The organism is Enterocloster lavalensis (assembly GCF_046603895.1).
Lineage (GTDB): Bacteria > Bacillota > Clostridia > Lachnospirales > Lachnospiraceae > Enterocloster > Enterocloster lavalensis.
On sequence record NZ_CP176637.1, the window covers coordinates 878,527 to 891,560 of the forward strand.

11 protein-coding genes are annotated in these 13,034 nt (G+C 49.2%); 8 read left to right on the forward strand and 3 right to left on the reverse strand.

From position 1 onward, the window contains the following. The first annotated feature begins 37 nt into the window (after positions 1-37). The 8 genes from metE to ACK2JC_RS03895 all read left to right on the forward strand — a co-directional run bounded on the left by metE (position 38) and on the right by ACK2JC_RS03895 (position 6,752). A complete protein-coding gene (gene metE, locus ACK2JC_RS03860; protein WP_411338510.1) occupies positions 38-2,308 on the forward strand; it encodes a 5-methyltetrahydropteroyltriglutamate--homocysteine S-methyltransferase in 2,271 nt (756 codons plus the stop codon). A 4-nt stretch (positions 2,309-2,312) separates the two neighbouring features. After that, positions 2,313-3,194, forward strand: a complete 882-nt coding sequence (gene metF, locus ACK2JC_RS03865) for a methylenetetrahydrofolate reductase [NAD(P)H] (protein ID WP_006771518.1) — start codon at positions 2,313-2,315, stop codon at positions 3,192-3,194. Positions 3,195-3,609: 415 nt separating this feature from the next. Continuing rightward, entirely contained in the window at positions 3,610-4,251 is a 642-nt protein-coding gene (locus ACK2JC_RS03870; RefSeq protein ID WP_092364995.1) for a DUF3267 domain-containing protein, read from the forward strand. A 101-nt stretch (positions 4,252-4,352) separates the two neighbouring features. Continuing rightward, positions 4,353-4,559 carry a hypothetical protein gene (locus tag ACK2JC_RS03875; RefSeq protein ID WP_092364998.1) on the forward strand — a complete coding sequence of 69 codons (207 nt, stop codon included), beginning with the start codon at positions 4,353-4,355 and terminating at the stop codon, positions 4,557-4,559. Positions 4,560-4,715: 156 nt separating this feature from the next. Then, positions 4,716-4,955, forward strand: a complete 240-nt coding sequence (locus ACK2JC_RS03880) for a helix-turn-helix transcriptional regulator (RefSeq protein WP_330391435.1) — start codon at positions 4,716-4,718, stop codon at positions 4,953-4,955. Continuing rightward, complete coding sequence (locus tag ACK2JC_RS03885) at positions 4,942-5,358, forward strand: DUF2178 domain-containing protein (protein ID WP_039890705.1); 417 nt, start codon at positions 4,942-4,944, stop codon at positions 5,356-5,358. The genes ACK2JC_RS03880 and ACK2JC_RS03885 overlap by 14 nt, the downstream gene beginning before the upstream one ends. 355 nt (positions 5,359-5,713) lie before the next feature. Next, positions 5,714-6,352, forward strand: coding sequence for a class I SAM-dependent methyltransferase (locus ACK2JC_RS03890; RefSeq protein WP_117622444.1), 639 nt, complete (start codon positions 5,714-5,716; stop codon positions 6,350-6,352). A 67-nt stretch (positions 6,353-6,419) separates the two neighbouring features. Then, positions 6,420-6,752 (forward strand): DUF6050 family protein, encoded by a 333-nt coding sequence (locus ACK2JC_RS03895; RefSeq protein WP_368272101.1) that lies wholly within the window; start codon positions 6,420-6,422, stop codon positions 6,750-6,752. Positions 6,753-7,124: 372 nt separating this feature from the next. Here the strand turns inward: ACK2JC_RS03895 and ACK2JC_RS03900 are convergent, their stop codons facing one another. Genes ACK2JC_RS03900 through ACK2JC_RS03910 form a run of 3 tightly spaced genes read right to left on the reverse strand, consistent with a single transcriptional unit; the run spans position 7,125 to position 12,930 of the window. Next, complete coding sequence (locus ACK2JC_RS03900) at positions 7,125-7,325, reverse strand: transposon-transfer assisting family protein (protein WP_006771526.1); 201 nt, start codon at positions 7,323-7,325, stop codon at positions 7,125-7,127. 3 nt (positions 7,326-7,328) lie between these two features. Next, the gene (locus ACK2JC_RS03905; RefSeq protein ID WP_349741531.1) at positions 7,329-8,225 is read right to left on the reverse strand and encodes a hypothetical protein; all 897 of its coding nucleotides are present in this window, start codon (positions 8,223-8,225) and stop codon (positions 7,329-7,331) included. Positions 8,226-8,265: 40 nt separating this feature from the next. Continuing rightward, positions 8,266-12,930: an LPD25 domain-containing protein gene (locus ACK2JC_RS03910; protein WP_148510214.1), complete on the reverse strand. Its 4,665-nt coding sequence runs from the start codon at positions 12,928-12,930 to the stop codon at positions 8,266-8,268. Positions 12,931-13,034 lie beyond the last annotated feature (104 nt).

The following is a 13,034-nucleotide window of genomic DNA, read 5'->3' on the forward strand; positions in this document are numbered from 1 at the left end:
CTACTACGAGATAAGGGATAGGACAAAGGAGGAAATGATGCAGACATCAGTAATCGGATTTCCCAGAATCGGAACATTACGGGAATTAAAGTTCGCTTCTGAGAAATATTTCAAAAAGGAAATTTCCGAAGAGGAATTGCTCCAGACAGGAAAAGAGCTACGGGCCAAACACTGGAATACACAGAGACAGGCTGGCATTGACTATATCTCCTGTAATGACTTTTCATATTATGATATGGTGCTGGACACAGCGGTTTTATTCAACCTCATTCCCAAACGCTACAAGGAATTGAACCTGTCGGATTTGGATACCTATTTTGCAATGGCACGAGGATACCAGGGAACTTATGGAGATGTCAAGGCTCTTGCGATGAAAAAATGGTTTAATACCAATTACCATTACATTGTTCCTGAAATCGAGGATGATATGAAAATCACGCTTGCCGGGAACAAGCCGTTTGAAGAATACAAAGAAGCAAAAGCTCTGGGAATTGAAACAAAACCTGTTATAATCGGTGCCTATACCTTACTTAAATTATGCCGATATACAGGCAAAAAAAGCTTGCAGGATATTGCAGATTCCGTTGCGAAAGCCTATCAGGCCTTTCTTCGCTCGTGTGAAGAAATTGGAATCCCATGGATTCAGTTTGACGAACCGGCTCTTGTGCAGGATATGGCTCAGGAAGATATTGCCCTATTCCGGCAACTGTATGATGCGATTCTTTCCGAAAAAAGAAAGTGCCATGTTCTGTTGCAAACGTATTTCGGAGATGTCAGGGATTTTTATCAGGAGCTGCTTGCCATGCCCTTTGACGGGATTGGCTTGGATTTGATTGAGGGAAAAAAGAACGTTTCCTTGATTGAGGAATATGGTTTTCCGCAGGATAAGCGGTTATTTGCCGGGGTAATTAACGGAAAAAATATTTGGAAGAACCATTATGAGCCAACCTTGCGGATGGTAAAGACATTGCAAGCCAAAAACATCCAATGCGTATTATCAACCTCCTGTTCACTCCTGCATGTTCCCTACACATTAAAGCATGAACATAGGTTATCCAAACACTATACATCGTATTTCGCATTTGCAGAAGAAAAACTGGACGAACTTGCGCAGCTGAAAGAACTTGCCCAATGTGAGGACTATCATGCAGCGTCATCTTATCAGGAAAACAAAAGGCTGTTTGAGCAAGCAAGAGATTGCGTGAATGAAGCGGTGCATAAAAGGCTTTCCCGGATAACCGAAGATGATTATATCAGAAAACCCAGTCGCAGCAAGCGGCAGGTATTGCAAAAACAGAAACTTGCCCTGCCGGAATTTCCAACTACAACCATTGGCTCTTTCCCCCAGACAAACGATGTAAAAGCAAAGCGATCCTCTTACCGCAAAGGCGAAGTATCGGAAACAGAATACAAGGAGTTTACCAAAAAGAAAATTGCGGAGTGCGTCAGATGGCAGGAAGGAATCGGACTGGACGTGCTGGTTCATGGAGAATATGAACGAAACGATATGGTAGAGTATTTTGGCGAAGCATTAGGCGGCTTTCTATTTACAGAAAAAGCATGGGTACAGTCTTATGGTACGAGATGCGTCAAGCCTCCTATTATATGGGGCGATGTCTATCGTGAAAAACCCATTACGATTGAGTGGTCTGTCTATGCGCAGTCCTTGACGAACAAAGCCATAAAGGGAATGCTCACCGGCCCGGTAACCATCCTCAACTGGTCATTTCCACGAGAGGATATTTCTATCAAGGAATCCATTTCCCAAATTGCCCTATCCATCCGGGATGAGGTATTGGATTTGGAGAAGAACGGAATTAAAATCATACAGATTGACGAGGCGGCCCTTCGGGAAAAGCTGCCACTTCGGAAATCAGACTGGAAAAAGGAATATTTGGATTTTGCCATTCCTGCGTTCCGCCTGACACACAGCGGTGTCCGCCCGGAAACACAAATCCATACACATATGTGTTACAGTGAGTTCACAGACATTATTCCAGCGATTGACGATATGGACGCCGATGTGATTACATTTGAAGCATCCCGTTCGGATTTACAAATACTGACTTCGTTGCAGGAACACAACTTTGAAACAGAAGTGGGGCCAGGAGTGTATGATATACATTCCCCAAGGGTTCCCTCGGTGGAGGAAATTGTTGCGGCCCTTCATACCATGCTCACCAAAATCGACCGAACCAAGCTATGGGTCAATCCTGACTGCGGATTAAAGACAAGGGGGATACCGGAAACAGAGGAAAGTCTTACACATATGGTAGAGGCTGCAAAAGTCATCCGGAAAGACGCATAACGAGATGAAGATTTCAGAACTATATCAAACAAAACAGAATCAGGAAACCCCTTCTAAAAAGACCTTGTCCTTTGAAATATTCCCCCCAAAAAAGGACAGTGAATTGAAGAACATTGACAAAACACTGTCTGTGTTATGCGAATTGAATCCCGATTATATCAGCGTAACATTTGGTGCGGGAGGCGGTGCCAACCGCAACCGCACCATAGAACTTGCAAAACGGATCAAGCAGGAATATCATGTGGAGCCGGTGGTTCACTTAACCTGTCTGCACTATGATAAAGCAGAAATCGATGAGTTTGCCAGAGTTCTTACCAACGCCGGTCTGCAAAACGTCCTTGCGCTTCGTGGGGATAAAAACCCGAATATGAGGGAAAAAGAATCGTTTCTCCATGCATCGGATTTGATTGCGTACATGAAAGACAAGTGGGATTTTTGTTTTTTAGGAGCTTGTTACCCGGAGTGTCATCCTGAATCGGAGGATAAGGTCTGTGAGATCAAGCACTTAAAAGCAAAAGTAAACGCAGGCGCGGAGGTGCTGCTGTCACAATTATGTTTTGACAATCATGCGTTCTTTCGCTTTCAGGAGGCTTGCAGGATTGCCGACATTCAGGCTCCGGTAATTCCAGGCATCATGCCCGTGATTAATGCCGCGCAAATAAAGCGAATGATTACCATGTGTGGTGCAACCTTTCCGGTACGATTTCAAAAAATCATTCAGGCATATGAATCAAATAAGGAGGCGCTTTTTGATGCGGGAATGTCCTATGCATTAAGTCAGATCATTGATCTGCTGGTCAGCGATGTTGAAGGGATTCATTTATATACGATGAACAATCCTCTGGTTGCAAGGCGGATATGTGAAGGTATCCGGAATATCATATAAGTTTCTGGGAACGGATACAAGTGGAAGGACTATGTGTATGCGGAAGGTCTCCAAGATATTTCAAACCTGGAAGTGATTTTAAAGCAACTTATTTTAAGATTATAACCTTTTATATGGTACAATTTACAAGTTCCGATACAATCGGTGTTCGTAAACATGACCCAACTGCCTATACTGTCCAGGCTGTGCGGAGAAACGCAAGCGCCAGAGCAAGAAGCTGTGGGCGAGGAAACACCGGGAGCATGCGTCGAAAAGTGAAGGGACAAGGCCCTGAATATCTGGCCTTGTCCCTTGCAATTTAATTGACGGAATTGACAGGAAGGATTCTAATTAACTGAATCGCTCCGCAAGTATATTTCCAAATCACTGTACTTATGCTAGAATAAAAAAGCAATAAATTCAAGGAGCGGTAGAAATGCAAAAGAAAGAACGGAAGCTGTCTCGGAAAGAGCAGCAGAGAAAGAAAAACTTCGATGCGATCTGTGAGACAATGATTGCAAACGGATATATCAAGTATGATTTAACGGTGGGGGTTGTGGCCGCGAATGTCCTGGCTATCCTGGTAATGGCTCCTTTTATGGCACTGGCGCTATGGATGTTCCACCTGACCGTCCCCAATAGTGCGGCAACATTTACAGCTTGGGATGGTGTTGTAATGCTGCTCATGATTATCGCTTTGATTGTGATTCATGAGTTGATTCACGGCCTGACCTGGGGTTGCTTTGCCAAAAACCGTTTTAAATCCATCGACTTTGGTGTGATTTGGTCAATGCTTACCCCCTACTGCACCTGTGCAGAGCCTTTAAGCCGGTGGCAGTATATTTTTGGGGGACTGATGCCGACGCTGGTGTTAGGATTCGGTCTTATGGTGGTCGCCTGCATGTTACATAGTCTATTTTGGTTTGCCCTTGCGGAGCTGATGATTCTGTCCGGTGGCGGTGATTTTCTGATCGTCTATAAAATACTGCTTCACAAATCACGAGGAATAGAAGCATATTATTACGACCACCCCTATGAATGCGGTCTTGTGGTATTTGAGAAGCCAGGGCTTGAGTGATGGTATGAGCATACAACGGAATCTATATAAATCGGTTAAACACTTCCATGGCTTTTGTTAAATCAAAAAATATTTAGATAAAGAACGAGGAGGTGGGTTGCATGAAAGGTTTTGAGCATAACAGGAATCAACCAAATAAAACGCCTATATGTTTGGGAATAGGAATCAGTTTAGGTTGTATTTGGGGTGCGCTTTTAAAGAATATTCCCATCGGTTTGTTGATTGGCTTCTGTGTCGGTGCTTATTATGCAGTCATTGCCAAAAGGAAAATAAGCACACAGGAAGATGATGACCATAACGATGGTTGACGCAATCGTTTTCTTTATATAACTCAGGGTTGTATGCTAGAAAAGGGCATACGACCTTTTTAATGTGAAGTGGCTTTCATATTTTTGGTTGACAAATGGAACCATTCATGATAACATGAAGCTAACTTCATACGAAGTGAACTTCATATTTTGGAGGTGCATGAAACGAAAACAAGGGTAAAAGAATTGCGGACACAGGCTAAAATGACGCAACAACAATTAGCTGTGCAGGTGCATGTTTCTGTCCGCACGATTATTTCAATCGAAAAAGAACAGTACGCCCCGTCTCTTATGCTGGCCTATCGGATAGCTGAGACATTTGGTGTAACGATTGAGGACTTATGCTGCTTAAAAGAAAATAAAGCATTGGAGGATGAAAGACGTGAAGATTTATAATCGCAAAAGTTTTCTATCTGGATTATTTCTGGCCCTAATCGGCTTAAGTTTGTTGCTTATAGGGTTCCAATTTGGGAGAAAATGGACAGATTGGGTTTTAATCAGTGTGGATTTATTGATAGCTGGCGGCCTGATCATACGGAGCTTTTCTAAACAAATGTCCGCAGAGGATAAAACGAACGAAATGGACGAACGGAACCAGCTTGTACTTTTGAAAAATTCCAGCCGTGCTTTTCAGCTTGCGAAGTATGGAAACCTTATACTGGCCGGGGGATGTTTTATTGCTGCAAAAGTTGCAAATCTGGAAAGCCTTATTTTTGTCGGTTCTGGCCTTATGTTAGCGTTTGCCTTATCTCTGTTTTCTGATATTCTCACGTTCATTTATTACGACAGGAAAATATAAAGCGTATCACTGTTTTGGGAGAGTGCGTCCACAAGTTCGTGACATTATTCTATGAAGTGTAAGCGGGTATGCGTAGAAAAAGTAAAGGGAAAACACCCTGAAATATCGAGGTGTTTTCCCTTGGTTGGAAGGGTAGCCGAGTGTGAATACTTCTGCCCCTTGAAACGGAATTTACTTTTTCTACAAAGTGATACCGATGTCCCGATCTCATTTCTGCGTGTTCATGCTGTTTTTCCCTATGGATTTTCCAACAATCATATATCCTTGAAAAATCAATAGATTTTTTGGTAGAGTTCCTATATAATAAAATCAGTTAGTGAATGGAAACTCAGTAAGAGAGCAAGGAGGTTATTCCATGGGGATTCTCAAACAGTTTTTTAACAATACCCGAAAGCCGGATGGCTGGATGGGGAAAATGATGGTCAACAGTATGAATCAGGGCCATGCTGCTGTTTCCGATTGGGGACTTTCCTATTTTCCAGATATACCGGTGGCGGCGCATTCTATGGTCGCAGATTTCGGATGTGGTGGAGGACGCAATACCGCAGCGCTTTTAAAGCGGTTTCCGGCGGCAAGAGTGACAGCCCTGGATTATTCCAAGGTCGCTTGCGATAAAACAAAGCAATTCAATCGGAATGAGGTGCAGGCTGGGAGATGTAACGTTGTGCAGGGGGATGTGTCTCGTCTCCCCTTTGAAGCGGCGACATTTGATGTGATCACAGCCTTTGAAACGGTCTATTTCTGGCCGGGGCCGGTGGAGAGCTTTCAAGAAGTCTGGCGGGTACTTAAACCGGGCGGGACATTTATGATCGTGAATGAATCGGACGGGACAAAACAGGCAGACGAAAAATGGACTGACATTATCGATGGAATGCGTATCTTTACACAGGAGCAGTTGATGCAATACTTACAGGATGCAGGCTTTTCCCGGATAGCCGCACATGTAAATCGGAAACAACATTGGCTTTGTCTCCTGGCGGAGAAAGCACGGTGAACAGAAGTGCCGATTCAAAATACGGATTTATAGAGACTGTACTTACAACACATGATGGAGGGATAGGATGACACGCGGAGAGATTTGGAAAGATTTTTTGAAACATACAGTTTTGACCTTGGTAATCGCACTGTTTCTGTTTTTGATCTTCAAGTCTGTTTTTACCAAAAACGGCGAAACGGAATATTTTTATGTCTGGCTCTGTTGCGGGATTCCCTTTGGGATTCGCCGGATGTTTGTCTGGCTGGTTCCCCATGGACATGACTTAGGCGGCACGGTTGGTATTATTGCGGTGAACTTTATAATAGGCGGCCTGATTGGCGGGGTCATCCTGACCTGGCGTCTGGTGGTTGCTGTATGGTATATTCCTCTTACCATTTACCGATTGCTCACAAATTGAGTTGGATTTCTAGTTGAGTTCTAAAATGTCAGGGAATACGTAGAAAAAGCAACGGGGAAAAGCCCTGAAATATGGGGGATTTTTTTCTTAGTCGGGAGTATATCTGCGTGTTATTATCATTCCCCCCGGAATCAGAGGTTACTTTTTCTACAAATGGCAGCGTAGCTTCTTTCTCCTTGTTTGCCTGATTCCGCCGCAGCCTGTATATCGGGAAGGTTGAAACGAAAGAGCAGCCAAAGCGAATAATCCCTGCGCGGCTGCAAACGGTCACGTTTGATGTATCAAAACGGGATGGATTGGTATGACACACGAAAAAATCGCCGGACGCAAGGGCCATATAGCCCCCGCGCCCGGCGCTTTTGCCTGCTTGGGTTATTCGTCTGTGAAATGGAACTGCTGGGCCTCAAAGTCGGCGTCTCTTATAGCGTCCAGTTTATCAAGGGTCTGACGGGCCAGCGCCGCCATATCCTCACTCATATCCGGAAGGGCGGCCCGGATGGCTCCCGATGTCCTGCGCCGGTCACTCTTATGATACATACAAATCAGGTTTTCTTCCTCTACGGTGAAATACATTCCTCATACCTCCAATTCGTTCTTTTTGGTTCTTGCCGGGGTCTTTTTCGTAGCCTTGGCCTGTTTCGTTTCGGAAAGCTGCCTGCGGATGGAGGTACGGGGCCTCCGTACCTCTTTCTCCCGGTTTTCGTCCTTGTGTATCACTGCATACAGACCATGCCGGTCGTTCATGCCCGTAAAGCACAGGGATTTATAAGGCAGCATGGAAAAGAGGCGGTCAGTGTCCTTGCTGGACGCGATCTGCACAAAGTATGGGGACAGCTCCACCATGAAATGTGTCTTGTTTGGACTGTTGGGGGCGGACAGCTCTTTCATTCCTGCCACTATGCGCCGGGCCTCCCTCATAATCCGTCCATCCCGCAGGGCGGCGACGTGGCTTTTGAAGTCGTCGGGGGCAAGCGGCTCCCGGCTTCTCTGCTCCTGCCGCAGCACTTCACGCAGGTTTTCCGGCTCGTTGGGCTTGGCCTCATACCGCAGGAACGCCCCCAACTTGGGGTCAGGGCTGCCGTTAAAATACTGCGCGGCGGGCTGCTCCTTGTCGCCCTTTTCATAATGCAAAATGAGATTGTCCGCTTTTACCGCCTCGGCTATAACGTGCCGGAAATGCTGCTGGTAGTCCAGCTCATAGAGAGTTCCACGGATTTTCCCGCCCACTTTGCCGGTCAGCTCCACGACATAGGCAAGAACATGGTCGCGGGTCTGCTCCCCATAAAATTTCCATGTGTTGTATTGTCGGGTGTCCTTCAAGAATACGTCACGTTCCCGGAAACAGTACGTTCCGGAGGGGCGCGACATCCACAGCAGGGTTTTATCTTCGGCCTTATCACTGGCGGCGGCCTTACGGAGCATGTCTTTGTCAATCTCAAAATCATCCTGATAAAAGGCGGTATTCTGGCGCATGATCTGTTCCAGCACGGCCAGAACATCCACATTCTCAAACTTATTCACGGCCTCCCACCTCCATATCCTTTGACTTCTCCCGCGCCGGGGGCTGTTTCTTCTGTTCCTTCTTAGCCACCGCAAGCTGCGCCCGGATGGAGGGCTTTTTCTTGCTATGGTTGGTCTTAGCATTCTTGTGGGCCTGTTTTTGTGTTTGTCTCTCTGCTTTCACTGCCGCAGCGACATCCGAAAGGGAAACCTGTTCTCCGGCTTTTGCTCTGGCTTCCAGTTCTCCTATGGACGGAGCGTTGTTCAGGATGCCGTCGATCATATTTTCGCTCTGTTCAGTGGACATTTCAGCGGTTTTGATGTGGCTGTCGTGTTGGGCCGGGATGGCAAAGGCCCTTGTACCATTTGCCATAATGAGATACCGTCCGTCCTCCGACTGGTGGTGGAAGCCATACCCGGTAACCTCCATCTGTTCCCGGCTCATGGCGGTTACATAGAAAGTCCCCCTTGGCGTTTGAATGGTTTCACCCGTTTCCAGTTTGTCAGGGGTAAGCGGCTGCCCCTGCTCCTTGAAAAATTCCGGCACCTCCCGATAACCGACGCTATCCACATAGTAGGCAGTCTGTTTCCCGTCCTGCCGGAATACCACAATATCCCCCAGAGAAAGGGAACGTCCTGTGTAATCAGCGGGATGTTCCATATTGAAGCGATGGTAAATCTCGTCCAGAGAGGTGTTCTGATCCAACGGGGCTGTGTAGACAAGCTGGTAATTTTTCCTGTCCACGGAAAGGCCGTCTGCCTGCAAGCCCTCATAGGAACGGTAGCGGAAGTCGCGCCCCTCCGGGCCGCGCGGCACTTGATAGATGGAAAAGTTAGGCTGTGCCGGAGCATCAGAACCAGAAGCAATATATTCCTCTACCGTCAAACCGGTGGCCTTGGCCTCCTGCGCAACCTCCGCCTGTACCTGCTCCTTGTAATCCTGCAAGCTCTTATCAATGTCGAAAAGCTGCGGCGGCTCCGGCAACTGATACTGGCCTTGATTGAGAAGCGGGCGGCACTCCTTTACATAGTCCACAAGGGCGGTCAAATAGGCGGTCTGCTCTGGCGGGAGGGAATCGCTGGATTGCAAAAGGCGCTGGGCCTCCTGTTCCATACGGGAAAGGGTACAGTGCTGCTTCATGTAAGGGACAAACTCATGGAGAAGCATTTCCCGCTGGGCCTTGTCCGCCTCCCATGCCTCCGGCCCCTCGTGGTGCAGCACATGGTTTTTCCAACTTTCATTCTGCGCGTAGTATTCGTGATACCCTTGGATATGCTCGATCAGGGAACCGTCGCCGTCGCCAAAGTCCTGCCGCCCCTCGTAGTTGTCCGGCTGGCCCTGCATCGTAAAATCAATGCGGAACTTGGTCTTATCGTACCAGCTCCCCGCGTGGTCTGGCTGTTCCCGTTCCAAGCGTTTGGAACTGTCCAGCGCCCCGAAAACGGCCTCGGCCTCGTGCAACGGCATTTGCTGGCCGTCTTTTAAATGGGGGCTTTCACTCCAAAGAATCGTGACAATCGGCTCCGCTGCCGGGTCATGGGCGATGGTCTGTTCTGCCCTTGCAACGGCAATCTCGCTTTCAATCTGGCTTTTTATAAAATCATCCATGTGGCCGTGCTGCATTTCATAGCCCTGTTCACACAGGCGGTTGATAAGCCCAATCACCTTTTCGGTATCGTCCACGGCCTCGGCATAGGCCATAATCAACTGCCGTTCCTCGCCGCCCAAACGCGGGGCGTTTTGCTCGGCCACCGCAATCAGGGCAGCGGCTCGGTCCGCCGGGGACGCCTCCGGCATGAACGGGTTTCCATTCAAAAGGCCGTCGGTCCCGTTCCATGCCTGCGGCTGGGGAATGGCGTTGGCCTGTTCTGTGGCTTCCAGAAAACCGGCCAGCGCGTCGCCGGTCAAGGGTTCCATCGTCCTATCCGGTATTCCATGGGCAGTAAGGATTTCCTTTCCAGCGTCCATAAGGGACAGGTCAGGGTTGTCAAGCTGGCCTCCGTCCAGCTCCTTGTAGTCGGGGCGATACAGCATGTAGTCATATCCGTTTTCGGATGTCTGGATATACAGGTAATCGCCGCTTTCTAAATGGTATGCGGCTTCCTGCGAGGCTTCTGCCTGTTCCAGCGTTCCATCCCCGGCAACGGTAAAGCCCTGCGCCTGCGCCGCCTCCTTGGTTCCCTGCGACACTTCGCCGGTGGATTTCAAATCCGCTTCAATGAGGGTTTGCAGCATGGCTTTTACGCTGTCGGTCATTTCCTGCTGTTGCTCCGGGGGCAGCTTGGAAAATACGCTGTCCGGTTCTGGCTGCTCGGCTGCCTGCGGCTGTTCCTGCTGGGCCTGCCGTTCTTTCTGAAGCTGGGCAAGGTGGCCGTCAATGGTGGTAATCAGTTCATGGGCGGTGGCCCGGATGGTTTCAAGGGAGGCTTTCAGCTCTTTCAAGTCCTTGCCGGAACTCCAACCGGCCACATAGCCAAAGGAATAGTCGGACGTGTCCAGCCCGTAGTGCTGGCAGACGGCATAGGCCACGCTTTCCGCCTGCACCTCGCGGGTGCGGCTGTCGGGGCGGTCGGCCTGCTCCATGGCCGGGGCTTCCGGGTCGATGGCGTGGAGCTTGGAATGGGCGATCTCGTGGATAGCCGTCTTTAGGGTCTGTAATTCGCTCATGCCCTCCTGAATGGCGATCCGCTTTTCCGTCAGGTGGTGGTAGCCGTGGGAACCGCCCGGAATGTCCTCAAAACCAATGGGAACCGGGGAGGTCTGTTCCAGCGCCTTGAAAAATTCCCCATAGCGTTCCACACTGCCAGTCAGTTCTTCCACGCCGATAGAGGGCAGCGGTTCCCCCTCGGTTTGGCTCACATCAAAGACAGACACGATTTTAAATGCCGGAACTTGGATTTCCTGTACCTCAGTGACGGGCTTTCCGTCCTGTCCCATCACCGGCCTTCCCTGGGCGTCCAGCTTCGGCACTTCTTTTTTCGTCTTGAATGGGGCCGGGGCCAGGATTTTGATGGCTTTTTCGCCTTTCTTTACATTGCGGTGAAACTCGTCCCGCCACTTGTTATAGCCTGCGACAAGCTGGCCGCCCTGCATGGCAATCAAGAGGGTGTTATTGAAGCTGTAACTATGGAACTTCGCCATAGAGGTGAGATAGGCTTTGTAGCGTTCACTCTCGAAAAGCTCCTGTATGCCGGTTTCCAGCCAGTCGGTGATTTCTTGCATGCGGTCGGCGCTGTTCTGGCTGTTCAGGATAATGGGGGTAACGGGCTGCGGGGCTTCGTCCTCCTGTTTCTGGTCTGGCTGGGCTTTTGCTTCCTCCCGCAACACTTCCGGCGCTGGATAGGCAATCACCCGGTATTCCTCCGGCACGGGCTGGCCCTCATGGACGCGCTGCCATTCCTCCCCAGCTCGCAGAAGGTAGCCGTACTCGGTGAATGTGCCTTGTTCCTCCTTGGCGATAAACTGGCCCAACCGTTCGGTATCAATGGCCGGTTTCCATGCATCGGGAATCACCATCAGGCCCGAATGATTCAAGTAGTAATCCCCTAAGGTGCGGTAATCTTTGGCGTCAATGAGGGTAAAACAATCGGTATTTTCGGCATAGTCGATGACCTGTCCGATGGTCTGAAATATCTCTGGGGACTGCATGATGGCGTTTAACTGTGAACGTTCCACATCGTCCAGCTTTTGAATCTGCACGGCAAGGAAGTTCAGTTCGTCCAAACTGGCAGCCTGTATCAATTCCTCAGGCAGTTCCAGCGGTTGCCCATCCGGGGCGGAAAAGCCGCCAATAAACAAGTCCTGCTGGTTGTCGGCGGTAATATGGATTTCCTTTAGGGCTTCCTGTACCTGTTCGGCGGAAGTCGGCAGGGAAAGCCAGTACCCATGCGGCCCGCCGGTCTGCGCTTCGGCGCGGTTATCAAGAAAAATGGAAAATACTTCGTTCACGGGTTTTCTCCTTTCCGGGGTGGTTATGGTCTGCGGCGGCTGCGTGGTTTCCTCCTGTTTGGGAAGCTCTTCGGTTTTTGCCGGTTCCTCTCCCTCGATGGTGTAGCCGGGGAGCAAACAGCCGTTGACCTTGAAATAGTCGGCATACTCCTTGGGGATGGCCGGTGAGATTTCCGTAAAGTAATGGGCATGGGCCTTGATACGGCCATTCAGATATTTGTCCAGCGCTTCCTGGCTGGCAAAGACTTTCCGATCCTGTCCGGCGATCCGAGCCTGCCGATAGGTGCCCGGCGCGTTGGTGCGCAGGCTCCAACTTAATGTCCAGGAATAAGGGACGGAGGTTTGGGCGGCCCTGTCGTACCGGGTGTTCTCGGAAATGGAATAATACATCTGATAAACCATGTTGCTGCGGATATGCCGGTAATTATCGGGCTGCTCCCACTGGTTGGCAGTGTGGGAGACGGGAAGTGTCCGGGCATATTCCAGGGCTTTGTCCAGAAGCAGGGTCTTTCCGGCCTGTTCCTCCCATGCGGCGGCCTGCGTTTTCAAACGGTCAAACACTTCCTGTTCTGCGGCGGCGCTTTCCGCCCGCAGGGAAAGAAGCTCCGCAAGGGGGAGCTTCACAAGCTCGGACAGATCGGACTTGCCGCTTTCAAAGTAAATCCGGCGCTCAATTTTCATGGTGTCGGCCGTTTCTAAGTTGTCGTGATCGTAAGAGCTATAAGACATTTAGTTTCACTCCTTCCTAAAAAATGTCATAAGAAAAGCAGGAAACCTTTGAAAGATTTCCTGCTGGGTGGTGCCGCCCATGGGCGGCTGGTATTTAGTTGTGA

Excerpts from the sequence above, each read along its gene's own strand:
- ACK2JC_RS03905 (WP_349741531.1), bottom strand. The coding sequence starts at position 8,225 with ATGCGCCAGAATACCGCCTTTTATCAGGATGATTTTGAGATTGACAAA.
- ACK2JC_RS03910 (WP_148510214.1), bottom strand. The coding sequence starts at position 12,930 with ATGTCTTATAGCTCTTACGATCACGACAACTTAGAAACGGCCGACACC.
- ACK2JC_RS03900 (WP_006771526.1), bottom strand. The coding sequence starts at position 7,325 with ATGTATTTCACCGTAGAGGAAGAAAACCTGATTTGTATGTATCATAAG.
- metE (WP_411338510.1), top strand. The coding sequence starts at position 38 with ATGCAGACATCAGTAATCGGATTTCCCAGAATCGGAACATTACGGGAA.
- ACK2JC_RS03895 (WP_368272101.1), top strand. The coding sequence starts at position 6,420 with ATGACACGCGGAGAGATTTGGAAAGATTTTTTGAAACATACAGTTTTG.
- metF (WP_006771518.1), top strand. The coding sequence starts at position 2,313 with ATGAAGATTTCAGAACTATATCAAACAAAACAGAATCAGGAAACCCCT.
- ACK2JC_RS03870 (WP_092364995.1), top strand. The coding sequence starts at position 3,610 with ATGCAAAAGAAAGAACGGAAGCTGTCTCGGAAAGAGCAGCAGAGAAAG.
- ACK2JC_RS03875 (WP_092364998.1), top strand. The coding sequence starts at position 4,353 with ATGAAAGGTTTTGAGCATAACAGGAATCAACCAAATAAAACGCCTATA.
- ACK2JC_RS03890 (WP_117622444.1), top strand. The coding sequence starts at position 5,714 with ATGGGGATTCTCAAACAGTTTTTTAACAATACCCGAAAGCCGGATGGC.